The sequence below is a fragment of the Streptomyces sp. NPDC056361 genome (assembly GCF_042262805.1).
Lineage (GTDB): Bacteria > Actinomycetota > Actinomycetes > Streptomycetales > Streptomycetaceae > Streptomyces.
Map to the genome: position 1 here is coordinate 34,671 of NZ_JBHJQI010000040.1, position 25,493 is coordinate 60,163.

25 protein-coding genes are annotated in these 25,493 nt (G+C 71.6%); 13 read left to right on the forward strand and 12 right to left on the reverse strand.

Features of this window, described 5'->3' with window-relative positions:
- Window positions 1-40: 40 nt before the first annotated feature.
- From ACFCY7_RS15655 to ACFCY7_RS15695, 9 genes are all read right to left on the reverse strand, one after another.
- On the reverse strand, window positions 41-859 hold the full coding sequence (locus ACFCY7_RS15655; RefSeq protein ID WP_376485100.1) for a hypothetical protein: 819 nt from the start codon (window positions 857-859) through the stop codon (window positions 41-43).
- Between the two features lies 1 nt (window position 860).
- Window positions 861-2,009 carry a phosphonoacetaldehyde reductase gene (locus tag ACFCY7_RS15660; RefSeq protein WP_376485101.1) on the reverse strand — a complete coding sequence of 383 codons (1,149 nt, stop codon included), beginning with the start codon at window positions 2,007-2,009 and terminating at the stop codon, window positions 861-863.
- A complete protein-coding gene (gene aepY, locus ACFCY7_RS15665; RefSeq protein ID WP_376485103.1) occupies window positions 2,006-3,157 on the reverse strand; it encodes a phosphonopyruvate decarboxylase in 1,152 nt (383 codons plus the stop codon). The genes ACFCY7_RS15660 and aepY overlap by 4 nt, the downstream gene beginning before the upstream one ends.
- Complete coding sequence (aepX, locus tag ACFCY7_RS15670) at window positions 3,154-4,461, reverse strand: phosphoenolpyruvate mutase (protein WP_376485105.1); 1,308 nt, start codon at window positions 4,459-4,461, stop codon at window positions 3,154-3,156. The genes aepY and aepX overlap by 4 nt, the downstream gene beginning before the upstream one ends.
- Before the next feature lie 31 nt (window positions 4,462-4,492).
- The gene (locus tag ACFCY7_RS15675) at window positions 4,493-5,485 is read right to left on the reverse strand and encodes a FomB family phosphonate monophosphate kinase (RefSeq protein WP_376485108.1); all 993 of its coding nucleotides are present in this window, start codon (window positions 5,483-5,485) and stop codon (window positions 4,493-4,495) included.
- Between the two features lie 12 nt (window positions 5,486-5,497).
- Window positions 5,498-6,298: an isopentenyl phosphate kinase family protein gene (locus ACFCY7_RS15680; RefSeq protein ID WP_376485110.1), complete on the reverse strand. Its 801-nt coding sequence runs from the start codon at window positions 6,296-6,298 to the stop codon at window positions 5,498-5,500.
- 3 nt (window positions 6,299-6,301) lie between these two features.
- On the reverse strand, window positions 6,302-7,021 hold the full coding sequence (locus ACFCY7_RS15685; RefSeq protein WP_376485112.1) for a DUF402 domain-containing protein: 720 nt from the start codon (window positions 7,019-7,021) through the stop codon (window positions 6,302-6,304).
- Between the two features lie 103 nt (window positions 7,022-7,124).
- Window positions 7,125-7,721, reverse strand: coding sequence for a (S)-2-hydroxypropylphosphonic acid epoxidase (gene hppE / locus ACFCY7_RS15690; RefSeq protein WP_376485113.1), 597 nt, complete (start codon window positions 7,719-7,721; stop codon window positions 7,125-7,127).
- 16 nt (window positions 7,722-7,737) lie between these two features.
- Complete coding sequence (locus ACFCY7_RS15695; RefSeq protein ID WP_376485116.1) at window positions 7,738-9,465, reverse strand: B12-binding domain-containing radical SAM protein; 1,728 nt, start codon at window positions 9,463-9,465, stop codon at window positions 7,738-7,740.
- 190 nt (window positions 9,466-9,655) lie between these two features.
- Here ACFCY7_RS15695 and ACFCY7_RS15700 point away from each other — a divergent pair, with 190 nt between their 5' ends.
- The 13 genes from ACFCY7_RS15700 to ACFCY7_RS15760 all read left to right on the forward strand — a co-directional run bounded on the left by ACFCY7_RS15700 (window position 9,656) and on the right by ACFCY7_RS15760 (window position 22,817).
- The gene (locus ACFCY7_RS15700; protein ID WP_376485153.1) at window positions 9,656-10,411 is read left to right on the forward strand and encodes an aspartate/glutamate racemase family protein; all 756 of its coding nucleotides are present in this window, start codon (window positions 9,656-9,658) and stop codon (window positions 10,409-10,411) included.
- The gene (locus ACFCY7_RS15705; protein WP_376485119.1) at window positions 10,408-11,817 is read left to right on the forward strand and encodes a DUF6025 family protein; all 1,410 of its coding nucleotides are present in this window, start codon (window positions 10,408-10,410) and stop codon (window positions 11,815-11,817) included. Before ACFCY7_RS15700 ends, ACFCY7_RS15705 begins: the two co-directional genes overlap by 4 nt.
- On the forward strand, window positions 11,818-13,218 hold the full coding sequence (locus ACFCY7_RS15710) for an MFS transporter (RefSeq protein ID WP_376485121.1): 1,401 nt from the start codon (window positions 11,818-11,820) through the stop codon (window positions 13,216-13,218).
- Window positions 13,215-14,564: a hypothetical protein gene (locus ACFCY7_RS15715; RefSeq protein ID WP_376485122.1), complete on the forward strand. Its 1,350-nt coding sequence runs from the start codon at window positions 13,215-13,217 to the stop codon at window positions 14,562-14,564. Before ACFCY7_RS15710 ends, ACFCY7_RS15715 begins: the two co-directional genes overlap by 4 nt.
- On the forward strand, window positions 14,561-15,673 hold the full coding sequence (gene dapE / locus ACFCY7_RS15720) for a succinyl-diaminopimelate desuccinylase (RefSeq protein ID WP_376485124.1): 1,113 nt from the start codon (window positions 14,561-14,563) through the stop codon (window positions 15,671-15,673). Before ACFCY7_RS15715 ends, dapE begins: the two co-directional genes overlap by 4 nt.
- Window positions 15,670-16,671 carry a hypothetical protein gene (locus ACFCY7_RS15725; RefSeq protein ID WP_376485126.1) on the forward strand — a complete coding sequence of 334 codons (1,002 nt, stop codon included), beginning with the start codon at window positions 15,670-15,672 and terminating at the stop codon, window positions 16,669-16,671. Before dapE ends, ACFCY7_RS15725 begins: the two co-directional genes overlap by 4 nt.
- A gap of 1 nt (window position 16,672) precedes the next feature.
- Complete coding sequence (locus ACFCY7_RS15730; protein ID WP_376485128.1) at window positions 16,673-17,446, forward strand: TenA family transcriptional regulator; 774 nt, start codon at window positions 16,673-16,675, stop codon at window positions 17,444-17,446.
- Complete coding sequence (locus tag ACFCY7_RS15735; protein WP_376485130.1) at window positions 17,430-18,371, forward strand: aminotransferase class IV; 942 nt, start codon at window positions 17,430-17,432, stop codon at window positions 18,369-18,371. The genes ACFCY7_RS15730 and ACFCY7_RS15735 overlap by 17 nt, the downstream gene beginning before the upstream one ends.
- A complete protein-coding gene (locus ACFCY7_RS15740) occupies window positions 18,364-19,695 on the forward strand; it encodes a hypothetical protein (protein WP_376485132.1) in 1,332 nt (443 codons plus the stop codon). The genes ACFCY7_RS15735 and ACFCY7_RS15740 overlap by 8 nt, the downstream gene beginning before the upstream one ends.
- Window positions 19,692-20,375, forward strand: coding sequence for an RraA family protein (locus tag ACFCY7_RS15745; protein WP_376485134.1), 684 nt, complete (start codon window positions 19,692-19,694; stop codon window positions 20,373-20,375). Before ACFCY7_RS15740 ends, ACFCY7_RS15745 begins: the two co-directional genes overlap by 4 nt.
- Before the next feature lie 97 nt (window positions 20,376-20,472).
- A complete protein-coding gene (locus ACFCY7_RS15750; protein WP_376485137.1) occupies window positions 20,473-21,570 on the forward strand; it encodes a dipeptide epimerase in 1,098 nt (365 codons plus the stop codon).
- A gap of 178 nt (window positions 21,571-21,748) precedes the next feature.
- Window positions 21,749-21,955, forward strand: coding sequence for a hypothetical protein (locus ACFCY7_RS15755; protein ID WP_376485139.1), 207 nt, complete (start codon window positions 21,749-21,751; stop codon window positions 21,953-21,955).
- A 106-nt stretch (window positions 21,956-22,061) separates the two neighbouring features.
- On the forward strand, window positions 22,062-22,817 hold the full coding sequence (locus ACFCY7_RS15760) for a TauD/TfdA family dioxygenase (protein ID WP_376485142.1): 756 nt from the start codon (window positions 22,062-22,064) through the stop codon (window positions 22,815-22,817).
- Between the two features lie 96 nt (window positions 22,818-22,913).
- Here the strand turns inward: ACFCY7_RS15760 and ACFCY7_RS15765 are convergent, their stop codons facing one another.
- The 3 genes from ACFCY7_RS15765 to ACFCY7_RS15775 all read right to left on the reverse strand — a co-directional run bounded on the left by ACFCY7_RS15765 (window position 22,914) and on the right by ACFCY7_RS15775 (window position 25,417).
- The gene (locus ACFCY7_RS15765) at window positions 22,914-23,741 is read right to left on the reverse strand and encodes a hypothetical protein (protein ID WP_376485145.1); all 828 of its coding nucleotides are present in this window, start codon (window positions 23,739-23,741) and stop codon (window positions 22,914-22,916) included.
- A 358-nt stretch (window positions 23,742-24,099) separates the two neighbouring features.
- Window positions 24,100-24,600 carry a CYTH domain-containing protein gene (locus tag ACFCY7_RS15770; RefSeq protein ID WP_376485147.1) on the reverse strand — a complete coding sequence of 167 codons (501 nt, stop codon included), beginning with the start codon at window positions 24,598-24,600 and terminating at the stop codon, window positions 24,100-24,102.
- 19 nt (window positions 24,601-24,619) lie between these two features.
- Window positions 24,620-25,417: an alpha/beta fold hydrolase gene (locus tag ACFCY7_RS15775; RefSeq protein ID WP_376485150.1), complete on the reverse strand. Its 798-nt coding sequence runs from the start codon at window positions 25,415-25,417 to the stop codon at window positions 24,620-24,622.
- Between the last annotated feature and the right edge of the window lie 76 nt (window positions 25,418-25,493).

The following is a 25,493-nucleotide window of genomic DNA, read 5'->3' on the forward strand; positions in this document are numbered from 1 at the left end:
GCCGTGGGTGCGGTGTGCCGTCCTGCGACGGCCCGGGTCGTCACACCGTCACCCGGATGGCGATGTCCTGACAGAGGGTCAGGACTTCCTTGATCCACGGGCGCGGGTCGGCGGGGTCGTAGCCCTGCATCGTCTCGATCTGCCAGTACTGGTCGAACGGGAACCCGGCGGGTGCGGCGGCCCGGAAGCGGTGGGCGCGCCATTTCGGGAGGTGGCTGCCGTACTCCCCCTCGGCTTCCAGGAGGGCGTCGACCGCGTGTCCGAAGGCGAGGCGGGCGGAGATGGTGGCGCTCTCCAGGTCGCCGGCCTCCAGCTGTCCGAGGGCGTCCTCGACGGCGTCGTCGGTCGCGCCGAGGGAGCGGACGACGACGAAGGAGCGGAACGCGGAGTTCACCAGGCGCTCGCGCGTCCTGCCGATCCAGTCCTCGCCGAGGATCGGGGAGCAGGTCTCCAGGTGCGCGAGGAGCAGTTCCTCGGTCCGGGTGAGGGTCTCGTCGGTGATGCGGCCGTCCTCGCAGGCCTCCCAGGAGATCTTCGAGAGGACCTGTCCGATCTGGGACTCCAGCCAGTAGGTGACCTCCCAGCGCCGGTCCTGGCGGTAGAAGACCTCGCTGGTCACGTAGGGCGGGTCGAGGGGTACGGGGCTGCCGGGGCGGTCCGCCGACGTGGCGCATTCGACGGCGGTGACGACGTAGATGTCGAAGTCGCTGCGGGCGTTGTGCCAGCCGCGGGCGGCGGAGCCGACGACGAACGCGGCCAGGACGCCCGCCGGGACGAGGTTGCGCTCCTGGAGCGGGGTGAGCCAGTCGGCGGCGGGGCCGTTGGTCTCCGGGTCCGTTCTCCCGTACGACATGAGCATCTCAGGAGCACCTCATGAGCAGGTCGGCGAGTTCGTCCTGGGAGAAACGAACCGGGTTGTTCCGCAGGCGTTCCGCGTTGACGGCGGCCGCGAGGCCGCGGACCTCGGGCTCGGTCCGCACGCCCACGTCGGACAGGCGCATCGGGAGCCCGATGCGGTGGGCGAGCGCCACGAAGCGGGCGCCCGAGTCGGCGGGTCCGGAGGCGCCGAGGACGCCGGCGATGTCGTCGAGGGCGCGCCGGTACTCCGACGGCCGGACGGAGGTCCGCAGGTCGGAGGCGTCCGCCCGGGCGTGCGCGTCGAGGAAGGAGCCGAGGCTCAGCGCCACGGCGTGTCCGTGACTGACGCCGTAGCGGCTGGTCAGCCGGTACGAGAGGGCGTGCGCGCCGGTCGTCTTGGAGCGGTTGATGGCTCGGCCGACGAGGTGGCTGCCCACCGCCATGGAGCGGGCGACGCCGGCGTGCGGGGCGGCGACGAACTCCTCGATGCCGGCGAGGAGGAGCCGCAGGCCGCGCCGGGCCAGGCTCCGGCTCTCGTCGTCGCCGTCGACGGCCCAGAGGCTCTCGATGCCCTGGGCGACGGCGTCGGCGCCGGACGCGGCGCGCTGGTGGGGGGAGCCGCTCTCGGTGAGGGCGGGGTCGATGACGGCGAGGTCCGGGAGCAGCGCGGGGCCGGCCACGGAGTGCTTCGCGTCGCCGACGTACACCACGGCGAAGTGGGTGGCCTCGCTGCCGGAGCCCGAGGTGGTCGGTGCGAGGGCGAGCTTCATGCGGCGCGTGCCGGTCGCCGGTCCCGAGCGGATCCGGTCCTCCAGGTCGGCGCGGGGGACGCCGTCGAGCACGCAGAGCAGCTTGGCCATGTCCATGGCGCTGCCGCCGCCGACGCCGACGACGGCGTCCGGGCGCAGTTCCCGGACGGCGTCGAGCCCGCGGGCCACGTCGTCGACGGCGGGGTTGGGCGAGAAGTCGTGCCAGCGGCGGACCTCGGTCCGCGGGGCGAACGACTCCAGCATCCGTGACGCGCCCGAGGCCTCGAAGGACCGGGCGCCGTGCACCACGAGCACCCGGGCCGCGCCGAGCCCCTCCACCAGTCCGGGCAGCGACGCGATGGCACCCCGGCCGTAGTGGACGACGGGACCGCGCGGGCTCATGACGGGTTCCCCCGCTCCGTCAGAGCGCGCCTGACGGCGGCTCCGCTCTCGGCCGGGGTGACGGTGGGCCGCCCGAGGTCGCCGCGGCTGCCCGGCCTGACCCGCAGTTCGAGCAGGGCGGGGCCGCCGGTCCGCCGCAGCCGGGCCAGTTCCTCCGGCAGGTCCTCCAGGGAGGGCAGTGTGACGGCGTGCCGGTAGCCGGAGTGGCGCGCCAGCGCCGGCACGTCGACCTGGCCGATGGAGGTGGGCTGGCCGCCGACGCTGTCGTGCACGCCGTTGTTGAAGACGACGTGGAAGTACGAGGACGGGCCGTGCTCCGCGATGACGGGCAGGGCGCCGAGGTGCATGAGGAGCGCCCCGTCCCCGTCGAGGCACCACACCTCGCGCTCGGTCTCCCGGAGCGCGATGCCCAGGGCGATGGAGCTGGCGTGTCCCATGCCTCCGACGGTGAGGAAGTCGATCTCCTCCGCGCCGGCCCGCACCCGGTGCTCGTACAGCTCGCGGCTGAGCATGCCGGTGGTGGACACCACGACCTGTCCGGTGCCGATCTCCGCGAGCAGCGCGCCGAGGGCCTCCTCCCGGGTGGGCGGGCCGGATTCCGGCCCGCCGGTCGGGACGGCGGCGGGGACGCCCGCCGGGGCGAAGGTCCCCTTCTCCACCAGGAAGGCGTACGGGGTGCCGGTGGCGACGGACTCGGCGACGGCCTTGCGGACGGCGTCGCCGGCCGCCTCCTCCTCGGCGGGCAGGACCGACCAGGGCAGCTCAAGGGCGTCCAGGAGCGCCGGCATGATCCGGCCCTGCTTGCGGTGCTGGGGCTCGTCGGGCACGCCCGGCTGCCCCCGCCAGCCGATGAGCAGGATCATCGGGATGCCGTACACCTCGGGGTCGGCGAGCGAGGTGAGGGGGTTCACCGCGTTGCCGATGCCGGAGTTCTGCAGGTAGACGACGGCGGGGGTGCCGGTGCGGAGGTAGTGGCCGACGGCCAGGCCGACGGCGTTGCCCTCGTTGGCGGCGATCACGTGGTCGACGCCGGACGCGCCGTCGCCGACGTACGCGTTGAACTCCTTGAGCAGGCTGTCCGGCACACCGCAGTACAGGGAGACGCCTTCGGTCGCCAGGTGTCCCGCGAGGACGTCGGGACGGATCATCCGGCGTTCTCCGGAATGATCGACAGGGCGTCCTTGATCGAGGCGAGCATGGACTCGGCCTCGTGGGCGCGGCCGTGCTCCAGGATCGACTGGACGACCTTGGTCACCTGGGGGTAGACCGCGCGCATGAGGTGATTCGCGTAGATCACCATGTTCACGCCGGCGTCGGCGAGTTCGGACTCGCGCACGCTGCTGTAGCTGGTCGGGACGACGACCAGGGGCACCCGGCGGGGCAGCTTGTCGAAGTAGCGGCAGAACTCGAAGATCTCCGCGGGGTCCGACTGGCGGCTGTGGATCATGATGCCGTCGGCGCCGGCGTCGACGTACGCCTCCGCGCGGTGCACGGCGTCCGCCATGCCCTTCTCCAGGATCAGGCTCTCGATGCGGGCGATCACCATGAAGTCGTCGGTGATCTGCGCGCGCTTGCCGATCCTGAGGCGCTCGCTGAAGTCCTCGACGCTGGACTGGGTCTGCGGGACGTCCGTCCCGAAGAGGGAGTTGCGCTTGAGTCCCTCCTTGTCCTCGACGATGACCGCGGAGACGCCGAGCCGCTCCAGGGAGCGCACGGTGAAGCCGAAGTGCTCGGGCTTGCCGCCCGTGTCGCCGTCGAAGACGAGCGGCTTCGTGGTGACCTCGAAGAGCTCGTTCACCATCTGCAGGCGGGACGAGACGTCGACGGCCTCGGTGTCCGGCTTGCCCCGGGCGAGGGAGTCGGTGAGGGACGAGGACCACATGCCGTCGAACTCGCGGGCCTGGTTGTCCACCATGACCTTGGAGTTCTCGATGATCAGGCCGGTCAGGCCGTTGTGGACCTCGAGGATCCGGACGATGTCCTTGCTGTCGAGGAGCCGCCGGAGCCGGGACAGCCGCACGTTGGGCGTGGTGCCGACCTCCTTGACGGACGAGTGGAGGCGGGTCGACGAGATCCCCGGCGTGTACGGGATCTCGACCAGCTTGCCGCCCCACTCCGACAGCACCTCGATGACCCGCTCGCGGGTGTGCCGCTGCACGCCGGACTGCCAGTCATCGCCGTGGACGACGAAGTCGGGGCGGACCGTGCGGAGGTTCTCGGCGTAGTCGAGGGTCTTCTGGGGCACCACGGAGGTGACGCCCTTGAGGTTCTCGACGACCGCCTTGCGCTGCTCGTACGTCATGTGCGGCAGGCGCTTGTAGCTGGCGATGGCGGCATCGGTCAGCAGACCGATGGTGATGTCGCCGAGTTCCGCGGCCCGGGAAAGGATGTTGATGTGGCCCGGGTGGATGAGGTCGGCACTCATACCGACGTAGACGATCGGCCGGTTCATTTGACAGTTACTCCCCTGCTAGGGCGCCGCATCATTCGGCAAGCTGCTTGAGCGTCGAATCCCGGACTTCCTTGGCCAGCATGTCTGCGTTCGCCCGGAAGCAGCGTGCGCCCTCGACCAGTTCGGTGAGCTGCGCCCGCATCCGGGCCAGGGAGTCGACGTAGGTGTCGAAGTCCCCGTGATGGGCGAGCAGATCGTCCTTGAGGCCGTAGGTGGTGACCGCGAAGGAGAACTGCTCCATGAAGGTTCCGGCGGCGGCCGGCGAGATCGGCATGAGGCCCTGGGGGCGCGCGGGGTCGTAGTCGACGATGACGACGTTCCGCACGGGTGCCGTGCTGATCTGCGGACTCTCGAAGAGAGTCGAGGAGTCCGTGACGTAGTCGCCCGACTCCATGTGCGCCGTCAGGTCGTGCTTGTCGATGAGGTCACCGAAGCACTGGTCGCGGCGCACCCGGATCGAGGAGGGGACGCCGTGCGCGATCCCGTCCCGGACCAGCGTGTGGGTGTTGCTGAGGAACCGGGCGCCGTTGAGGCACGCCTGGGCGAGGAAGACCGTCTTTCCGGCGCCGTTGCGCCCGACCAGCAGGGTGGCTCCGGCACCGGGCAGCTCGAAGCCGGCCGCCTTGAGGTGCAGGTAGCCCTGGTCCGCGGAGAAGACGGTCAGGATGTGCTTGACGAAGTAGGGCCAGACGGTCTTCTCGAGGTTCCGGCCGAACACGTAGAACGTGCGGCCCACCGTGACGAGGTGGGCGGGTTCGCCGAAGTAGTGGACGAGGTAGTAGCCGCCCTTGAACCGCTTGCCGCGGAAGGTCCGGTCGGTCCGGTCGGCGTACAGCTCGGCCGGGACGGCGTCCCGGTCCAGGTCGACGCAGACGACCTCGTAGTCGGCGGTCGCGTCCGCGTCCTCGGCGAAGGCCGAGAAGTAGGAGTACGCCGCGAACTCCTCCAGGTTGGTGGAGAGCCTGACCTTGACCAGGTTGAGGTCGACCACGCGGCTGCTGCGGATCGTGAGGTGTTCCAACATTGACCGTTCCCCTTACACAGAAGCAGTCGCGGTGATCCTGGTGGACCGCACGTGCGCCGGCCAGGAAGAGAACGGAGTGGTCAGGAAGTCCAGGTCCGTGTCGGGGTGGCCCCGCATGACGAAGCACTCCGCGCCGGCGCGGGCGCAGGCGACCAGGGCGTCGAGCTTGGTGTGCATGGCGCCGGTGGCGTCCCATTCGCTGCTGCCCCACAGCGCGGCGTACGCCTCCTCGGGCGACCGGGCGTCGACCTCGGGCAGGATCGTGTCGCCGCCGGCGCCGTCGGTCACGATGCCGTCGACGTCGGTGAGGGTGACGACCCGGAGGCGTCCCTCGACCATGGGCAGGAGGACCTCGGGGACGCGGTCGCTGGAGAACGCCCAGAGCTTTCCGTGCTCGTCGAACAGGGCGTCGCCCGCCAGGACCGGCAGGACTCCCTGGTCGAGGACGGAGCGCAGGACGTCGGAGCGGAGCTCCGGTGCGCCGTCGCGGAGCGTGCACAGGGCGGCCAGCTGCAGCGGGAAGGCGTCCGCCCCGGCCTCGCGGAGCTTCTGCGCCCACCGCTTCTTCACCTCGAACGTGGCCTCGGTGAGGCCGGCGAGGGAGAACGCGTTGCTGGTGTCGTGGTCGCGGATGGCTCCGTGGCCGAAGGCGCCGCCGCCGCTGATGAGCACCATCCGGCCCCGGTACGCCTCGCCGAGCCGTGCGAAGGTCCGGGCGAAGCGCGTCACCGCCGCGTCGTCCATGCTGCCCGGTTCGTCCTTGCGGGAGAACAGGCTGCCGCCAACCTTGATGGCCAAGAAATCGGGCGTCATTCCCTAGGGTCCTTCGGTCTCGAAAGTCTGCAAGAGGGCGTTCCAGTCGGCCGGCGGCTCCCACCGCGACCAGCTCGCGTCCCACCACGGGGCGCCCGCGGCGATCTCTCCCGCGACGTCCGCCGCCTCCGCCCGGATCGCGGTCGCCTCCTCGGGCGAGAAGTGCCCGAGCGCGGCCCGCTCCTCGAACTTCTCCAGGTCCTTCCACCGGAAGGTCCGCGACTCCGCCGGAACGACGAGGTCGATCTCGTGGTCCAGCGTGCTGAAGCCGGTGGGGGTCCTCCGCCACGGCGCTTCCACGTTCACGTACCACTCCCGGAACGCGCCGGTCCCGGCGTCCCTGAGCACCCAGACGGAGTGCCCCCGGCCGGGCCGGTGCAGCTGCAGGATCCCGGCGCTCTGCCACCGGTCGCCGAACTGCCCCCAGGGGTGGGGGCCCCAGCCGAACGGGCCGGCGCCGAAGGTGAGGAGGGTGCCGTGCGACAGGTAGACGGCGACGAGGTCGGGGGTGTCGGCCACCACGCGGACGGGATACGAGATCCACGGCCGCCCTTCGAGTTCGTCACGGCGCTCGACGACGTCCCCGTAGGAGAACGTGCGCGACGCGGTGTCCACGTCGGGGCGCGTGCGCGACGCGGTGGCCACGTCAGGGTGCGTACGCGACACGGTGTCCACGTCGGCGGGCGTGCGCGGCGCGGTGTCCTCGTGCTCGGCTTCTGCCATCGTCCTGCCCTGTCCTGTCCTGTCCGTTCGGCGACTCGGCAGACCGAGCTGCCTCAGGGGACCGCGAGGTACGGGTGGAGGAGTCCACCCGTACCTCACCGGATCAGAAGTTGACGGCGATCAGCTTCGCGGAACCCGTGCCCTTGGCCGCCGTGAAGGCGTGCGGCACGTGCTCCTCCACGAACATGCTCGCGCCGGTCGGGAGGAGGGCCTCCTTCGGGTTCTCCTTGTCGCCCCACTTCATGTGGATCTCGCCCTCGAGCACGAAGAGGAACTCGTTGCCGGCGTGGCCCGAGTTGAACTTCGCGTCGTCCGGGTCGTCCGTCAGCACGTCCACCACGAGGGGGACGAGCGACGGCGCACGCTTGGTGCGGACGAGACAGTTGTAGACGTAGTAGTCGACGTTGTCCCGCACGCCCTTGAGGATCGGGCGCTCGTCCGGCATCTGGATGATGACGCCGCCGTCGAGGTCGTTGCCCGCCGCCGGGGTGAGGGCGCCGATCGACGTGCCGAGCACGTCGGCGATCTTGCCCAGCTGCGTGAGCGTCAGCTCGCCGCCCTCGCCGTTCTCCCAGGCCGCCACCGTCTCGGGGGTCTCCCCGAGGAGCGAGGCCAGGGCGGCGTGGTCCATCTTGACCTGCTCGCGCCGGTCCTTGAGGAGCTCCGCGAAGCCCGTGCTCGCCGTCTTGGTGTTGCTCATTTCGCCCTCCCAGATTTCAGTACTGGTTTGCGTTCCACTGCTTCTGCGGCGTGTAGTCCCGGTCACGCCGCGCATTGAAGTCCCGGTTGAATTTCGCGGCGAGCTCCGCGATCTCTTCGCCGTCCCACAGGCCGGGGACGTTGATGATCCCCTGCTTGTAGGTCATGCGGTAAAGAGACTCTTCCGGGTCCACGAACCCCTGGCGAATGCACTCGCGCAGGAGCTCGGAACCGACGATCGGCGACGCCGCGAAGAACGAAGCACTGCTGAATCCGGCTTCCTCGGCATAGTCGTAGGACGCCTGCATCTCCTCGATGCTTTCGCCGGCGTTTCCGAACATCGGCGGCATGCCGATGATGAAGAAGCCGTGGACGTGCATTCCCAGGCTTCGCGCGTACTTGATGAGGTGCGAGGTCCGTTCGAGATTGAGCGGCTTCTTGATGAGTTCCTTGAGGACGCGCTGCACGCCGCTCTCGATGGCGAACGTCACCTGATAGGCGCCCGACTCCGCCATGAGGTCGAGCAGCTCTTCGTCCATGCGCCACAGGGCGGTGCCCTGCGGGGTCGCCCAGGGGAGGCCGACTTCCTTGAACGCGCGGAACAGCTCGCGGGCGTGGTCCATGTCGTTCGTGATGTTGTCGTCCTGAATATGGAATTCGTCGATTCCGTATTCGTCGCGCAGCCTCAGGACCTCGTCGACCACGTCCTGGACGCTTCGACGGCGGAGCTTCTGGCCCCAGAAGTGGGTGGTCGTGCAGAAGGTGCAGTGGGCCGTGCAGCCGCGGCTGGTGTAGAGCTGGCCCACCCGGGAGCCGACCGTGTAGGGCGACTGGTAGGCCTTGATCTCGAAGTACTTCTCCATGTTGTAGTGGTGCCAGGCGGGGAACGGGATGTGGTCCAGTTCGCCGGCCATGCTCAGCATGGGAGAGGACTTGCCCGTCTCGGGGCCTTCGGGCCGCATCGAGCTGATCAGCGGCAGCTCGGGCTTGATCTGGATCTTGCCGTTGGCGTCACGCCACGCGATGCCGTGGACCTCGTCCTCGTGCACGTTTCCGTTGAGGTGTTCCATCCACAGCAGGAAGGTCATCTCGCCTTCGCCGAGGAACACCGCGTCGAGGTTCGGGTCGTCCAGGCAGGCCTTCGGGAAGTAGCGCGCATGCGCGCCGCCGATCGCGGTGACGGCCTCGGGCGTGACGAGATCCGCCAGCTTCAGCAGGTGGTGCACGTTGTCGGCCTGGTTGCTGAAGATGCTCGAGATGCCGACGACGTCGGGACCGAACTCCTTCATGACCTTGACGATGTCGTCGTCCGAGAGGCCGTAGCGGAGGAACTGCTCGTCGCCGTCGACGGGCTGGGCGTTGTAGTAGCCCTCCGCGAAGACGTCGAGGATCTTGACCTCGTAGCCGTACTTCTCGAGGACGGCAGCGATGTACCCCAGACCGAGGGGGTACGTACATCGTGGAAGGTCGTGGCGGAAGAGCGTGGCCGAGGGATTCAGCAGCAGCACCTTCTGGTAGCGCCGCGATTCCGGCTTTCCGACACGCTGGGGCAGATCGCCCCATCTGATGGCCGGCTTCCCGTGCAGGGCAAACTCGGTGGAGCCCAGAGAACCGATCGTCATGAGATTCTGTTTAGTGCTCAAAACCGCCGCGTTTCTCGTGAAAGGGACCCGGATGAACGCATGGAGATACCACTCTCCGATGCCGGTGAAAACGCCGCCGTCCGAGCGTTCGGACGTGCCCAACCAGTAGCCGCTGCACCATCAAGGACAAGAGTTCGGTGCGCCCCATTACGCCGTTCCCCCGGCGTCGAGCGTGAAGTGGCGATCAACGTAATACTCAGGTCTGAAAGTCGTCAACATTCTTACGCAACACCTTGCGGGATGCCCGGTTTGCACCGCTTGCCCGTTGACACTTATGCGCCATGACCGTCATATGCCATCGGTTTGGGGTTGTTTTCCGGCCGCTGCCCGAAGCAGGCTGAACTACGTGAGTAACGCCGCGATAGACCACTGGCAGAAGATAGGCATTATCGGCGGGCTTGGGCCGCTTGCCTGCGCTAATTTCTACATGCGTCTCGTCGAGCTGACGACGGCCGGCAGCGACCAGGAGCACCCGGAGGTCCTCCTCCTCTCCAGCCCCGCCATCCCCAGCAGGCTCGACCACCTCCTGTCCGACGGGCCTTCGCCGGTGGCGCAGCTCCAGTCGGTGGCGCGACGACTCCAGGACGCCGGGGCCCAGTTGATCGCGATGCCCTCCGTCACCACCCAGGCGTACTACGCCGAGGTCTCGGCCGCGGTGGACGTTCCCGTGGTCGACATGCTCCAGGTCGTCGCCGCCGGCCTCCGGGAGGCCGGCGTCCTGCGCCCCGCCCTCGCCGCCACGGACGGCGCCCTGAAGCTGGGCCTGCTGCACCGGGCACTGGTGGACGCGGGCCTCACGCCCGTCTACCCGGACCCCGCGACGCAGCGCGACATCCAGGAATGCGTCGAGATGGTCAAGTCCGGTCGCGTCCAGGAGGCTTCGGCCCAGCTGCGCAAGGCCATCGAAGGGCCGTGGACGAAACCCGGGGACGGCGTCGTCGTCGGCTGCACGGACCTGTCGCCGCTGCTGCCCGAACTGCCGCCGCGCGTGCACGACGTGACGCGCATCCTCGGCCGGGCCGTCCTGGACCTGGCGTCCGCCCGATGACCACGGCGCTCGGGCTGGACCCGCAGGGCCTGCTGGAGATCGGCCTGGACGAGGAGGCCTGGGGCGAACTCCGGTCGGGGAGCTCGGCATTCGTCGCCCGCCACCTGGGACGCGTACAGCTCCCGATGGCCGAACTGACCGCGGCTGTCGCCGCGTTGCCGCTGACCCCGATCCGCACGGGGCACCTGGCCGACTGGGGCGACATCGCCTCCGGGCGCAGCACCGTCCTGGACTACAACCGGGTGGTCTGCCGTGTACCGGGGCTAGCCCGCCCCCTCCTCTACGACTTCAACCAGACCGAGGACACCGCCCTCGCGGGCGGTGACACCCTCTTCCTGCCCGGCTCCGTGATCGACGCCGGTGTGCGCGGCAGGCTGCCGCTCCGGCGCTGGTCGCCGGAGGGCATGGTGCGGCACGACGGCGAGGGCTCGCTGTTCGTCCCGTACGCGGAGACCGAGTGGGACGGTGAGCGGCTGCCGCTGACCGAGCTGCACCGGCGCCGGATGCGCGCGCACTTCCCCGACGCCTCGTTCCACTCCGACCTGCTGACCCGCGAGGAGGACCGGGTCACGGAGGTGCTGCTCACGCTGCTCCGCGCCGCGGGCCCGGACTCCCGGGCGCTGGCCTTCGTGTTCGACCGGATCGTCCACCGCGACGGAACGGTGGAGCGCTTCAAGCCGGCCCTGGACGAGTCGGGCTACCGGCTGGGTCCCGTCACCTACCCGACGGCCGAGGCGCTGGTCGCGGCGAGCCTGCTGCCCGCGCGGGCGGCGGTCACCGCCGAGCGGTTCACGGTCGCGGACGCCGCGCCGCCGCTGCACGCGCCGCTGCTGTCCGTGGACGCGGTCACCCTGCTGTACGCGGTCCTCGGCACCCACCGCGAGCCCGGACAGCCCCCGGTCTGCGGGGACTTCGACGTGCACGTGCAGTGGGGCGCCCTGGCGATGGGCGGCTATCCGCCGCAGCGCCGCGGGTACTTCTTCAGCGGCGCGAAGAAGACCAAGTGGATGTACGAGGCCGTGGTGCGCGACCTGCCCTGGGCCGCTCCCCTGCTGTTCGTCATCGCGCCCACCGCGCCGTTCCTGCTGTGGCCGTCCTCGCGCGAGCCGCGCGACGTGGAGCTGGTCGAGGACCTGCTCACCCGGGTCCGTACGGCGATCTCGGCCTGGCCCGAGCGGGTGGACCGGACGGCCCCCGAGATCCAGCGGGTCGTGGCCGAATGGCTGGCGGCCGGGGGTTCGGAGCTTTCGGCGGCGTTCCGCCGGCAGATCAGGTGGGGCGACCGGCTGTCGCCGGACGGCCGTCCGCTGCCGGCCGGGGAGCCGGTCGAGCCGGCGGGGTTCGCGACCCTGACCATGAGCCAGGCGTGCCAGGTGGTCGGCGCCCTGGTCGAGGCGGTGGCCTGAATGGCGCTCGCCCCTCCCCCGGTGGCGCCCGCCCGGCCCTCCGCACTGGCCTTCAAGATCTTCCTCGGCGGCCAGACCGTGTCGCTGATCGGCGACGGGCTCGCGATCCTCGCGATCCCGCTGCTCGTCCTGCAGATCAGCGGCAGTCCGTCGGCCGCGGTCCTCGCGGCCATCCCCCGCACCGTCGGCTATCTGGCGGTGGGTCTGCCGGCGGGTGCGCTGGTGGACCGGATGAACCCGCGCACCGTGATGCTGGTGATGGACGCGGTGCGGTTCGCGGTCTTCGCGACGCTCGCCACGCTGGGCGCGCTGTCCCTGCTCCGGGTCCCGGTGATCCTCGGGCTGGCCTTCGTGGCCGCGGCGGCCGGCGTGTTCTTCGAGACGGCGCTGGCCGTGGCCGTGCGCGACAACGTGGAGGAGGACCGGCTGCACCGGGCCAACTCCCTCCTGGAAGCGGCCAATCAGAGCGCTCAGATCGTCGGCCCCGGTCTGGTGGGCGTCCTGACGGCCGTGGTGGGTCTGCAGGCGGCGCTCGTCGTGACCGCGAGCACGTTCGTGGTGTCGTTCGCCACGGTCTTCACCGTGCTGAAGGGCGAACAGTCCGGCGCGGCGCCGTCCGTGCCGCTGCCGGTGGCCCTGCGCGGGATCGGCAAGGACCTGGCGGAGGGGATGCGGTGCCTGCGTTCGCTGCGGGTCGTCCTCGTCATCACCTGTCTGCAGGCGAGCGCGAACCTGTTCCTGGCCGTGGCGACGCTCCTGGTGTTCTACGTCCGCAACACCCTGCAGCTCGGGGACTCCGCGGTGAGCGTCGTCGTCACCGCCGGCGGGGTGGGCGGGGTGCTGGGCGCGGCCGCCGCCTTCCGGCTGGGCGGCAAGGTGCGCCACGAGGTCCTGATCACCCTGGGCGCGGCCTGCCTGGGCACCGCGCTGACCGGTCTCGGTGTGGCGACGTCGCTGGTCCCGCTGCTGCTCCTGAACCTCACGATGAGCGCCTCCGCGGTGCTCGCGGTCGTCATCATCCGCACCGTCCGCCAGAGCGTCGTGCCCCGTCACCTGCTCGGCCGGGTCACCGCCACGGCCCGGGTGACCGCCCTGGTCGCCAGCCCGGTCGGGGCGCTCGTCGGCGGCGCGCTGACGACGATGAACCACGGGGATCCGGCGCCGGTGTTCCTGGGCGCGGGTGTCCTCAGCGTGCTGACGACGGCCGCCGCCTGGTTCCTCGGCCTGCGGCACGTCACGTCCCGACCGGGTGACACGTCCGGAGCGGGTGACACGTCCGGGCCGGGCGAAGCGTCCGGGCCGGGCGACACGTCCGGACCGGGCGACGCGCACGCGCCCGCGCACGCCACCGCCACCGCCGCGCCCACTCCCGAGAGCCGCACCACGAAGGAAGAGTCGTGACCAACCACCTCACCCAGCGGTACGTCGCGTCCGTCGACGACCGGGCGGTCCGCGACGCCGTGCAGAAGACCATGGACGCCGAGCTCCTGCGCGTCGCCTACGGCGGGGCGTTCCTGAACCGTCCCGTCTTCCTCGACCACGCGCAGCAGGAGGGTCTGGGCAGCGACCTGGCCGGGGTCTTCCGGTTGCTGACCGCGCTGCCGGATCTGGTGGCCGACGGCGACCTGGCCCGCTACTGCGAGCTCGTCGGCATGACGCCCTCGCAGGCCGACGCGGTCCGCCGGACGGCGGACCGTCCGCCGGTGCCGCTGGGCCGTGCGGATCTGTACCACGACGGCGAGGGCTTCCGGCTGCTGGAGTTCAACATCAGCAGCGCCCTCGGCGGCTTCGAGAACGCCGAGATCAACCGCGCGCTGCGGAACGTGCCGGCGATCGCCGACTTCGCCGAGCGGGAGCGGCTGCGGCACGTCGACACCCTCGGCGAGATCGTCCGCGTCATGCTGGACACCCACACGGCGCCGTACTGGGGCGACCGCCCGTTCGTCGCGATCGTCGACACCCCGAGCAGCTTCACGGGCCTGGAGCGCAGGCTCGGCTTCATGGCGGAGCTGCTGGGCGCGTACGGCATCGACGCGGTGGCCTGCCACACCGGGCAGATCGACGCCCGGGACGGGCGGCTGTACGTCGGGGACCGGCCCGTGGACATCGTCTACCGGTTCTTCATCATCGAGGACCTGCTGGAGGAGCAGGGCGAACTCGAACTGATCGAGCCCGTCCTGCGCTGTCACGAGAGCGGCGGCGTCACGGTCTTCGCGCCCCTCGACACCGAGATGTACGGGAACAAGCGGGCGCTGGCGCTGCTCGGCGACGAGCGGGTGCGGCAGTCCCTGTCCGCCGAGGACCTCGCCCTGGTCGACCGTTTCGTCCCCTGGACCCGGCGGGTGCACCGCGGCGAGGTCGAGGTGGGCGGCGCGTACGTCGATCTGGAGGCGTACTGCGTGGAGAACCGCGCCGACCTGGTGCTCAAGCCCAGCCTGCTGCACGGCGGCATGGGCTTCGCGGCCGGCTGGCTGATGAGCGAGGCCGAATGGCGCCGGGCGCTCGACGACGCGCTCCTCAGCCCGTTCGTCGTACAGCGCCGTGTCGCACCGGCCCCTGAGGCCTTCACGGACGGCGACGCCACCCGGCCCTCCGTGCTGAACTGGGGTGTCTTCATGGCGGGCGACCACTACGCCGGGGCGATCGTGCGCGGTGTGGCCGACCCGGACGTGGGCGTGGTCAGCATGGGCGCCGGCGCACGCGTCGGCGGCACCTTCCACGGGCCCGACACGGGCGGGGCGCTGTGACGCCGTACGGTGCTCCGGGCGTCCCCGGCGCCGCGGAGCGGACCGGGCGGCTGGGCGGGGAACTGGGCGAGCTCGCGCTGCGCCTGATCCGCATGCCGTCGGTGAGCGGTTCCGAGGCGGCCGTCGCGGACTTCGTGGAGGAGCGGCTGCGCCGGCTCGGGTTCTTCGAGGTGCTGCGGCTCGGCGACGCGGTCGTCGCGCGCAGCGACTTCGGCCGCGACCGGCGGGTCCTGCTGGCGGGGCATCTGGACACGGTGCCGGACACGGTCCCGCCGCAGCCGGCGGAGTTGGCGGACGGCGCGGTGACCGGACGCGGTGCCGTCGACATGAAGGGCGGCCTCGCCGTCCTGCTGCGGCTCGCCGAGCACGCGGTGCGCGGGGCGGAGCACGACTGCACGCTGGTCTTCTACGACCAGGAGGAGGTCGGCAGCCACCGCAGCGGCATGCACCGCCTGAGCCGTCTGCACCCCGAACTCCTGCGGGCCGACGCGGCGATCCTGCTCGAACCCACCGGCGGCTGGCTGGAGCCGGGCTGCCAGGGCAGCCTGCGGGTCGGCGCCGCTTTCCACGGCCGTGCCGCGCACACCGCCCGCCCGTGGCAGGGCGTCAACGCCGTCGAGGTGGCGCTGCCCGCCGTGGAGCGCTGCGCCTCCCACAAGCCGGAGGTGGTGACGCTGGACGGCCTGCGCTACCCGCAGGCGCTGCAGGTGGTGGGGGTCGCCGCGGGCGGCGACAGCAACGTGGTGCCGGACCGGTGCGTGGTGCACCTGAACGCCCGGTACGCCCCGAACCGCACCGGGGACGAGGTGCTCGCCGAGCTCCGGGAGCTCCTCGGACCGGACGCGCGGGACCTGGAGGTCACGCTGGACTCGCCCGCCGCGCCGCCGTCCCTCGACCACCCCGTGCTGACCCGGCTGAGCGGTCTCGTCGGGGATCGGGTGCGGCCGAAGCTCGGCTGGACGGACGTCGGAAGGCTCGCCCAACTCGGCATTCCCGCCGCGAACTTCGGCCCCGGGGACCCGGAACTGGCGCACGGCCCGCGCGAGCGGGTCGGCCTGGACGAACTCGCCGAGGCGTACGACGTACTGGAGCAGGTGATCTCCGGATGACCCGGTCCGCGCTCGCCCGGCCGCGGCCGGGTACGGCCGAACGCGTCGCCGACGTCCAGGTGACCGATGTGACGCTGCGGGACGGCGGCTACCTCAACGACCACGCGTGGACGTCGGACCAGGCGCACGCCGTCGTCGACGCCGTCGCGGCCGCCGGGGTCCGGCGGATCGAGGTCGGGTACGCCAACGCCGGGGCCGGTTTCCCCTCGCGGGAGCTGCTGGGCGAGCTCGTCGCGGCGGCGGGTCCGGCCACCGTCGTCATGATGGTGAAGCCGTTCGGCGACGAGCCCGACTGGGCCGCGCTCGCCGGTCACGGCGTCGGAGCGGTGCGCTTTCCGGTGTCCGTGGCGCGGGCCGGGGAGATCGGGCCGGTGCTCGACCGGGCGCGCCGGGCGGGCCTGGAGACGGCGGTCAACCTGACCCGGGTCAGTTCGGAGGTCCTGGACGCGGTGGTCGAGGCCGCCGCGGCGGCGGCCGAGCTCGGCGCCGGCACCCTGTACGTCGCCGACTCGAACGGCAGCCTGACCCCCGACGCGGCCGACGAGCTCGTCCGGGCCCTGTGCGCCGCCGTGCCCGTGCCGATCGGCTTCCACGGGCACGACAACCTGCGGCTCGCCCTCGCCAACACCCTGGCCGCGCTCCGTGCGGGGGCCTCCCACGTCGACGCGTCGTTCGACGGCATCGGCAAGGGCGGCGGCAACCTCGTCCTGGAGCTGCTGCTCGCCTATCTGCGGTCCCGGGGCCGGGACGACTTCACGCTCCGGCCGCTGGCCCCGCTGGCCCGGGTGCTGCGGGAGGAGACGGCGACGAGGCGGCGGCAGGAGTCGGCGGCCTGGGCCGCGGGCGTGCTCGACCTGGACATCGACCAGGCCGGGCACCTCTTCTCGCGGTCGCTCGACCACATCCTGGCGTTCGTCGACGCGGCCCCCCACCGGGGGCCTGACCGCACCGGGGACACGGACACCCCGCCCTCCCTGACCCTCGAAGAACGGAAGTGACGTGACCGACTTCGTCGACGGCCTCGACCGGATGATCCGCGAGCGCCGCAAGATGACCAGCCCGCTCTACCAGACGATCCTGACGGGCAAGGCCACCGAGCGCCTGCTCGCCGAGTTCGTGCGCCACCGCTGGCCCATCAAGAGCATGTGGACCCGCAACATCCTGGGCATCGCCTCGCGCATCGAGGACTACCGCCTGCGTTCGCTCCTCGTGGAGAACGTCTACGAGGAGGAGACCGGCGCCCTCAGCGGCAGCAAGCGCCATCTGGAGACGTTCGCCGACTTCGGCGTCTCGGTGGGCGTGCCCCGGGAGTCGCTGTCGACCGAGGACCCGCGCCCCGAGACGCGGGCCGTGATCGAGCACAACGTGTCGGTGTGCAACTCGGACGTCCACTTCACCGCCGGCGTCGCCTCCGTACTGCTGCTGATGGAGGGCCAGCCCCCGATCGTCAGCGACGGCGGGAACAGCATGCTCTCCGTCATGCGGGACGTGTACGCGCTCCCCGCGTCGGGGCTCGAGTTCTTCGTGCACCACGCCTCGGCCGACCACGACGCCGACGCGGTGAGCGAGCTGGAGGACGAACACGCCGACGCGGCGCGGGAGTTGCTGCGCCGCTACTGCACGACGCCCGAGCTGCAGGAGGGGGCCCGCGGCGCGCTCGCCCGCGCCCTCGAACTGCGCCACCGGCACTTCGACATGATCCTCGCCGCGGGCTACGACCCGTCGGAACCGGTCTTCAGGTACCAGCAGGGCAGTGATGACGACAACGCCTGACCTCCGGAACGGCGCCGGACCCGCGGACACGGTGTTCCACGCCGGCCGGACGGTCCCCGCCGACCAGGCGGCCCTGCGGGTCGACAGCATGGCGCTGCGCTACGGACTCTCGGTCTTCGAGGGCGTACGGCTCTACCGGCGCACCGACGGCGGACTGCGGCCCTGGCTGCTGGCGCAGCACGTGGAGCGCCTCCGGTCGTCGATGGACGCGATGCGGCTGCCCGACCCCGGTGTCGACCGGCTCGCGGAGATCGTCGACGAGCTGACCGAGCTCAACGGCCTGACGGACGACGCCTACTGCCGGATCAGCGTCAGCGCGGACGGCCCCGGCCTGATCGACGCCCCGGTCCGCTCGGCGCTCACCGTCACCGTGCGCCCGATGGGCCGCAAGCGCTGGCTGGCCCGGTCGGAGGGCATGCGGCTGCACGTGAGCGGCTGGCAGCGGCCGTCCGCCGCCGTCCTGCCCACCCACGCCAAGAGCATCTCCCAGTACGCCGGTTCGCGCGTCGCCCTGATGGAGGCGAAGGCCGCCGGATACGACGGCTGCCTGCTGACGACGCCCAAGGGCCATGTCGCCGAGGCCCCGACCGCGACCCTGTGCACCGTCCGCGACGGCGTGCTCGGCACGCCGCCGCTCAGCGACGGCGTCCTGCCGGGCGTCACCCGCGCCTGGGTGCTGGCCGCGTGCCGGACCCTCGGCATCCCGGCCGCGCCGGCGGCGATCGACGCGGACCGCCTGCGCGGCGCCGACGAGGTGTTCCTGTGCGGCACGGGCCTGGAGTTCGCGACCGTGCGGGCGATCGACGCCGCCGAGGTGCGGGCGTGGCCGGCGTCCCCGGTCACGGGCCGCCTCGTGGACCGGTACTTCGCCGAGGTACGGGGCGAGGTCCCGGCCACCGACGTGTCGTGGAGCCCCGTTGATTGACTGGATCAGGACCGGGGTGACCACCGCCGAGCTCGCGCGGTACCCCGACCGGGCGCTGGGCCTGACCTCCGAGCGCGTCGAGGCCGGCCCGCCGCTGCGCAACCGCCCCTTCCCCCTCTCGCCGAGCGCGCTGTTCGTCGAGGCGTCGCGCGTCGCGGACCACGTGTCCCGGGTCGAGGCCTATGTCGCGCTCCTCGACCGGGTGCTCGCGCTGTACCGCGCGGACCCGGAGGTGCGGGCCTTCTTCGGACTCTCCCCCGCCGCGGAGCGGCTGATCCTCGCGTGCGACGCCGGCCGTGACCATGTGGGCGTCGCGCGGATCGACGGCTACGTGGACGCGCGGACCGGCCGGCCGCGGTTCCTGGAGAACAACGCGGACGCGCCGGCGGGCGCCGTCTTCACCCCGCGGATCAACGCCGTCGTGGCGGACGTCCACCGGCAGCTGGGCCTCGACGGCGGCGATCCCGGCGACTTCGCCTTCCGGGACGACCGCGCCTTCGCCGCCCACCTCCTGGCCGAGGCCGGACGGCACGGCGCGCCCTCCGCCGGCATCCGGGTGGCGGTGCTCCAGCCCCGGGACGCAGCCGGCATCGAATCGGTGGAACTGGTCGCGCAGTTGAACGCGCGGGGCGCCACGGCGTTCCTGGCGGACCCGCGCGAGATCGAGCTCGTCGACGGTGCCGTGCGGTTCGCCGGACGGCCGGCCGACCTGTGCTGGAACAAGGTGAACACCGTGCTGTGGCGCGGGCTCGTGGAGGACTCCGCGGACCTGGTCGACCGGTGGTGCCTGGCCCTCGCGCACGAGGGGTTCCTGCACCTCAACCCGATGGGCGCCCGCTACGTGGCGGAGAGCAAGCTGGCGCTCGCGCTGGTGCAGGACCCGCGGTTCGCCGACCGCTTCGACGCGGCCGAGCGCGCGCTCGTGGCGGAGGTCCTCCCCTGGTCGCGCGCCCTGCGCGGGGGCGCCGGCCTGCCGCCCGAGGCGGAGATCCGGGCCCGGGCCGCGGACTTCGTCCTCAAGGAGCCGTACGACATCCGCGGCGACGGGGTCCTCGTGGGCCGGGCGACGCGCGGCGACGTCTGGGGCGACGCCGTCGCCGACGGGGCCGCGCAGGGCCGCCTGCTGCAGGAGTACGTGCCGCCTCTGACCTGCCCGGTGCTGTGCGAGGACGGCAGGACGGTGCCGATGGCCGTGAGCCTCGACTCGTTCGTCTGGGGCGGGCGGTTCGTCGGATTCGGGGCGAAGGCCTCGACCGGTGACCGCGTGAACGTCTTCCAGGGCGGGCGCAAACTGTCCGTCCGCGTCTCGGGGAGCACCTCGTGAACGAGTCGGCGACGGTACCGGCGGAGCTGTCGGCCGCCGACACGGCGGCGGTCAGCGACGCGCTGGACATGCTGCGGCTCGACGGCTGCGTGCCGGGGCTGCGCCACCTCTCCGGCCGGGGGTTCGTCGCCGGCCCCGCCTTCACGGTCCGGTTCGAGCCGGTGCGCGAGGGCGAGGCCGGGCCCGCCGGCGACTTCCTCGACGACGTGCCCGCCGGGGCCGTCGTCGTCGTGGCCAACTCCGGCCGGACGGAGGCCACGGTGTGGGGCGACGTGCTCAGCCGGGTCGCCCGTCACCGGGGGGTGGCCGGCACCGTGATCGACGGCGTGTGCCGGGACGTCGGCGGCAGTCGCGAGGTGGGCCATCCGCTGTGGGCCCGCGGGGTGTTCATGCGCTCCGGGAAGAACCGGGTGCGCCTGCGGGAGGTGGGCGGCGTCGTGGAGGTGGGCGGCGTCCGCGTGGCTCCCGGCGACCTCGTCTGCGCCGACGAGTCCGGGGTGGTCGTGGTGCCCCGGGACCGAGCCGCGGAGGTGGCCCGTCTGGTGGCCGACATCAGGGACCGCGAGGAGCGGATCGTGGCGGCGGTGCTGGCCGGGCAGTCGCTGGCCGCCGCCCGTCAGGAGTTCGGGTACCACGAGTTGTCCCGCCCCGTGGAGCGGTCGCGCCCCGGGACGGCGTAGGCGGGGCGTTCCCGCATCCGACGGCGGGGCCGTGCGACCGCGTGCCCGGTCGCGCGCCCCGACGCGTCACGTTGAACGAGAACAGGAAAGGCAGTTCATGCGCATCACCGACCTTGTCGTCCACCACCGTCAGGTCCCCCTCCGGATGCCGTACTCCTCGGTCATCCGGGGAACCGTCGACGTGGCCCACGTCACCCTGGTCGAACTGGTCCTGGAGGACGGCAGTTCGGCGTGGGGCGAGGCCGTGTCCATGCCGGCCGTGACCGGTGAGACCCCGGGAAGCGTGGTGGCCGCGCTGAACGGGCCGCTGCGCGCGGCCGTCGTCGGCCGGCGCACCGAGGACCTGGAGGAGACCTGCGACCTCGTCGAGCGGAGCATCCTCGGGAACGGCGGCGCCAAGGCCGGCGTCGAGATCGCCCTGCACGACGCCTTCGCCCGCGGCCTCGGGGTCCCGCTCTACCGCGCGCTCGGCGGCGCCCGGGGGACCATGGAGACCAGCATCACGGTGGGCCTCGGCACCCCGGACGAGATGGCGCTGCGGGCGACCGAGCTGGTCAAGGACGGCTTCACGGCGCTCAAGCTGAAGGTCGGCCACGCCATCGCGCACGACGTCCAGCGGGTGGAGGCGGTGCGCCAGGCGGTGGGCCCCGACATCCGGCTCCGCCTCGACGCCAACCAGGGCTGGAACGCCAAGGAGTCCGTGCGGGCGGTGCAGCTCCTGGAGGACCGCGGGGCGGACATCGAGCTCATCGAGCAGCCGGTCGCGGCGCGGGACCTGCGCGGGCTGCGCTTCGTGCGGGAGCGGGTCGCCACCCCCGTGGTGGCCGACGAGAGCGTGCTCACCCCGCAGGACGCCCTGGAGGTCGTGCGCCAGGAGGCGGCGGACATCCTGAGCGTCAAGGTGCAGAAGAGCGGTGGCGTGCGGGGCGTGCTGCGCATCGTCTCGATCGCCGAGGCGGCCGGGCTGACCTGCATGATCGGCTGCTCCCTGGAGACGGAGATCTCCATCACCGCCGCCGCGAGCGTGGTCGCCGCGCGCACCGCGGTGACCCATGTCGACCTCGACGCGCCGCTGTGGCTGGGCGCCTCCCCCGTCCGGGGCGGAGTCGCCTACCGCGGTCCTGTCCTGGAACTGCCGGAGGCCGCGGGCCTCGGTGTCGACGGCGTGCTGCCGGTGCCGGAGCCGCTGGGCTGAGCGCGTCGGGAGCGGGGCCGGGGGGACCTCGGCCCATTGCTGCCACGGCCTCTCCGCGCCAGGCTCGAAGCCTTGCCCCTGTTCGGGTGCTCCACAAGAATCTTGAGCACCTACGTAATTCGCAGCGCTTCACCAAAGGCGCTGCCGTTTCCCGAACATGAGAAGCGGAAGCACAAACATGGCACGCAATTCACACACCCGCAACACCCACGACCAGCTTGCCGGGAAGCGATCCTTCCTGGTGGCCACGAACCTGGCGGCGACCGTGATTCTGGCGCTGTTCGTGGTGGCCCAGGCCGCACCGGCCGCCGAGAACGACCGTCATCACGTGGCGAGCGCCGCGACGGACGGGGCTCTGATACTCGAGGACCTCATCTGGGGTTAGCGCGCGCACGTCGGTGGGGCGACGTCCGAAGCAGCTCCGGGTCTCACCTTCCGGCAAACGCACTCGAATCCGACCGATCCATCAAGAGAACGGAAAGTCAAGAATCGTGAGCAAGTTGCCGGATAGCGTCCTGTCCTGCACCGACGTCAACGGGGATCTCCTGTCCGACGGCGTCCTCCGCTACGCATTCCACCAGCTGCTTGGTAACAACGGGTACGTGCACGTGGTCAACGTGCCGAAGTCCTTCGACCACGTCGCGTTCCTGAAGGAGCTCGGCGACTTCCAGCCGACGCCCACGGGGACCGTCGTCGGCGATCTGAAGCCCGAAGCCGACATGGACGACACCTATCACGCGCAGAACCGCAAGTCGCTGCTGCCGCACAGCGAGGGCTACGAGTTCCGCGGCGTCCCGCCGCGCTACCTGGGCCTGTGGTGCGTCACGCCGGCGTCCGGCGAGGGCGGCGAGACCACCATGCTCGACGGGAACCAGATCCTCGACGAGTTCACCGAGGACGAGCGGCAGCGCCTGTTCGACACGACGTACGAGTGGAAGTCGACCGAGGGCCTCTCGCGGCGCGGCGTGGACGTCCGGGTCGCGCACCCGGTCCTGGAGAACCGCAACGGCGGCCGGGTGTTCCGCTTCTCGTACAACAACATGATCGTGCCCGAGGGCGACGAGCTCGCCGCGCGCCTCCGCGAGCGCGGCAAGGAGATCTACGACGAGAACCACATCGCGGTCACCTACGAACGGCGCGACCTGATCGTCTGGGACAACTGGCGGATGCTGCACTCCCGGAACGCCTTCGAGGACGCTTCGCGGCACCTGAAGCGCGTCCAGATCGCGGCCCCGGTCGACGCCTGACCCCGCACCGGTCCGCCACCGCTCCGGGACGGGCCCGTGGCGGCGGCGGACCGGCGGATCACTTGAGCCGGCCCGTGTCGGCGGCGGGCCGGCGGATCACTGGAGCCAGCCCATGCTCATCGCCTTGGCCCCGGCCTGGAACCTGGACTCGACGCCCATGAGGTCCATGAGGCCGGCGAGCAGCCGCCGGTAGGTGCGGATCGACACGCCGAGTTCGCGCGCCACGGCCTCGTCCTTCATCCCCGACACCATGGCCCTGAGCATGATGCGCTGCTGGGGCGTCGGTTCGTCGACGACGGTCTCCGTGGCTTCGGCCAGTGGGGACGCCATGAGCCAGCAGAGTTCGAAGACCTTGGTCAGCAGCTGGACGATGCTGCCGCCCCGGAAGAGCATCAGCGCCATCTCGCCCTCGGCGGCCGAGGCGGGCGCCATCGCCCAGTACCGGTCGACGATGATGAGCCGGAACGGGAGCGCGTTGGCGAGGCGCACCGAGACGCCGTGGTCGACCAGCGACTGGAGGTGCATCGCACCCCGCGGCACGCGGCTCATCGGGGTGAGGTGGATGGTGCGCATGGCGACGCCCTCGGGCAGGTTGTGATTGCGCTGCATACCGTCGGCGAGCTCCGTCGACGGGAGCACGATCCCCGGGTGCATGGAGATGATCTCCTCCTGCGCCAGGGACGGGACCCGGTCGAGCAGTTCGGCGATCCGGTCCTGCCCGACGATCAGCTCCGCGTCGACCGCGCTCCGCTCCGCCGGCCGGAGCCGTACGAGCCCGGCCGTGGCGGCCTCGATGGCGGCCGAGACCTCCTCCGCCTCACGGGCGATCCGGCTCAGCGAGGTGCGCGACGCGGACAGCAGCCGTCTGAACTCCTCCTCCGGGAGCGGTGGCTGGTCCGGTCGATCGGAATTACCGGTAGGCATGCGCCACCTCAAGCAAATGAAATGGCGTCACGCGGGCGCCAGGAAGTCCGAGTATTGCGTCCGCGAGTGTGGCAAATCCCATGGCAGTGCAAAATTCCCCTAAAGTTGCATTGATCGCTCGGTTGCAGGAAGTAAGCGGCCGCTTGGCGGCCACCATGATCGCACAGAACTCTGTGCACGCCCCCGCCTGAACTGGTGAACTCTCAAGCACCTCGCCCCCTGCGCAAATGGCCCCAACGAGCACAATGCCTTCGATTACCACCGGGCGCGAGTGATAATCGAAGGCAAGGAGTGCACGGTCATGAGGACGCCGGGTACCTATCAGGGGTTGCCCGCACGGCCATGCGTCACATTTGGGTCAGGGGCGGGGCATTCGCCCACCGGGAAAGGCGCGGGCGGCCAGTTCGCGATTACTCCACGCCGGATCCCCGGTCAGTTCCTCGCCGAACCACTCCGGCGGCCGGAACGCGCGGGCCGCCTCGACGCTGTCGAACTCGACCTCCACGACCCGCAGACCCGCCAACTCCCCTTCGTACACGTCGACCACGGCGGTCGCGCCGTCGATCGGGACCGACCAGCGGCGCTTGCTCAGCCGGTCCTCCCCCGCCAGCGCCCAGAGCTGCTCGAACACCTCGTCGGCGATCGGGAACTCTACCTCTCGGCGCACCAGCGGGTCCCCGCCCACGTCGGCGGCCTTCACGGTCATCACCCGGGTCGTCCCCTTGGCCCTGACCCGGATCTCGCTGCCGGCTCCCGGCGGACTGAGGTACGCCTGCCGGAGGTCGCCCGACGGGGCACCGGCCGGAACGCGCCAGTCGTCGGCGACCGTGAACTTCCGCTCGATCTCCAAGTTCGTCATGTCCGCTCTCACTCTCCTTCTACGACTCCGCCGATGAGGGGTCCGCGCCGCTCCGCGGGACACAGGCCCCGGCGATCCACGCGGCCGTGGCCTCCGGCTGCTCCAGCCAGAAGAAGTGACCGGCCGGGAGCAGGGTGAACCGGGCGCCCGGGATCGCCTGGGCGATCCTCTCGCCCGCGTCCGGCGGGACGAGCCGGTCGGCGTCGCCGTGGACGACGTGGGTCGGCACGCCGATGCCGGGCAGCCGGTCCGCCGTGCCGTGCCGGGCCACCGCGGCGATCTGGCCGGCCGTCACCTGCGGCGGCACCGGCAGGGTCAGGACGGCCTCGCGGTACTCGTCCCAGGCGCCGGCCCGCACCCCGTCCGGGTCCTTCACGCCGACGTGGAACACGTTGCGCACCGTCGCCAGCGGGTCGCCGCGGACGACGGCCGCGGCGAGGACGTCCAGGACCTCGGGCGGCGCGCCGGCGCCCCCGGTGTGGGTGCAGCCGAGCAGCAGGGCGGCGATCCGGTCCGGATGGCGCAGCGCCAGCTCCTGGGCGACGAGGCCGCCCATCGAGACCCCCAGGACGTACGCGCGCGGCCAGCCGAGCTCGTCGAGCAGGGCGGCCGCGTCGTCGGCGAGGTCCGTCACCCCGAAGGGCCGGTCGACGGGTGCCGAGCGGCCGGTGCCGCGGTGGTCGTACGCCACCACGTCGAACGACTCCGCGAGGAGCGAGAGCAGTCGCCCGCCCCAGTGCAGGGAGTGCGCGGCGGTGCCCTGGACGAGCAGCAGGGGCGCGCCGGCTCCGCGGCGGAGGTAGTGCAGCCTCTCCATACGTACAACTTTCAGCGTGTTCGGGTGGGGTGCGGCGCGGCGGCGGGCCCGGGGCGGCGTCGTCTGGCGCCGCCCC

What these genes read in the sequence shown, in the direction of transcription:
- ACFCY7_RS15655 (WP_376485100.1), bottom strand. Translation starts at nt 859, where the DNA reads ATGCTCATGTCGTACGGGAGAACGGACCCGGAGACCAACGGCCCCGCC.
- ACFCY7_RS15660 (WP_376485101.1), bottom strand. Translation starts at nt 2,009, where the DNA reads ATGAGCCCGCGCGGTCCCGTCGTCCACTACGGCCGGGGTGCCATCGCG.
- aepY (WP_376485103.1), bottom strand. Translation starts at nt 3,157, where the DNA reads ATGATCCGTCCCGACGTCCTCGCGGGACACCTGGCGACCGAAGGCGTC.
- aepX (WP_376485105.1), bottom strand. Translation starts at nt 4,461, where the DNA reads ATGAACCGGCCGATCGTCTACGTCGGTATGAGTGCCGACCTCATCCAC.
- ACFCY7_RS15675 (WP_376485108.1), bottom strand. Translation starts at nt 5,485, where the DNA reads ATGTTGGAACACCTCACGATCCGCAGCAGCCGCGTGGTCGACCTCAAC.
- ACFCY7_RS15680 (WP_376485110.1), bottom strand. Translation starts at nt 6,298, where the DNA reads ATGACGCCCGATTTCTTGGCCATCAAGGTTGGCGGCAGCCTGTTCTCC.
- ACFCY7_RS15685 (WP_376485112.1), bottom strand. Translation starts at nt 7,021, where the DNA reads ATGGCAGAAGCCGAGCACGAGGACACCGCGCCGCGCACGCCCGCCGAC.
- hppE (WP_376485113.1), bottom strand. Translation starts at nt 7,721, where the DNA reads ATGAGCAACACCAAGACGGCGAGCACGGGCTTCGCGGAGCTCCTCAAG.
- ACFCY7_RS15700 (WP_376485153.1), top strand. Translation starts at nt 9,656, where the DNA reads ATGCCATCGGTTTGGGGTTGTTTTCCGGCCGCTGCCCGAAGCAGGCTG.
- ACFCY7_RS15705 (WP_376485119.1), top strand. Translation starts at nt 10,408, where the DNA reads ATGACCACGGCGCTCGGGCTGGACCCGCAGGGCCTGCTGGAGATCGGC.
- ACFCY7_RS15710 (WP_376485121.1), top strand. Translation starts at nt 11,818, where the DNA reads ATGGCGCTCGCCCCTCCCCCGGTGGCGCCCGCCCGGCCCTCCGCACTG.
- ACFCY7_RS15725 (WP_376485126.1), top strand. Translation starts at nt 15,670, where the DNA reads ATGACCCGGTCCGCGCTCGCCCGGCCGCGGCCGGGTACGGCCGAACGC.
- ACFCY7_RS15735 (WP_376485130.1), top strand. Translation starts at nt 17,430, where the DNA reads ATGACGACAACGCCTGACCTCCGGAACGGCGCCGGACCCGCGGACACG.
- ACFCY7_RS15750 (WP_376485137.1), top strand. Translation starts at nt 20,473, where the DNA reads ATGCGCATCACCGACCTTGTCGTCCACCACCGTCAGGTCCCCCTCCGG.
- ACFCY7_RS15755 (WP_376485139.1), top strand. Translation starts at nt 21,749, where the DNA reads ATGGCACGCAATTCACACACCCGCAACACCCACGACCAGCTTGCCGGG.
- ACFCY7_RS15765 (WP_376485145.1), bottom strand. Translation starts at nt 23,741, where the DNA reads ATGCCTACCGGTAATTCCGATCGACCGGACCAGCCACCGCTCCCGGAG.
- ACFCY7_RS15770 (WP_376485147.1), bottom strand. Translation starts at nt 24,600, where the DNA reads ATGACGAACTTGGAGATCGAGCGGAAGTTCACGGTCGCCGACGACTGG.
- ACFCY7_RS15775 (WP_376485150.1), bottom strand. Translation starts at nt 25,417, where the DNA reads ATGGAGAGGCTGCACTACCTCCGCCGCGGAGCCGGCGCGCCCCTGCTG.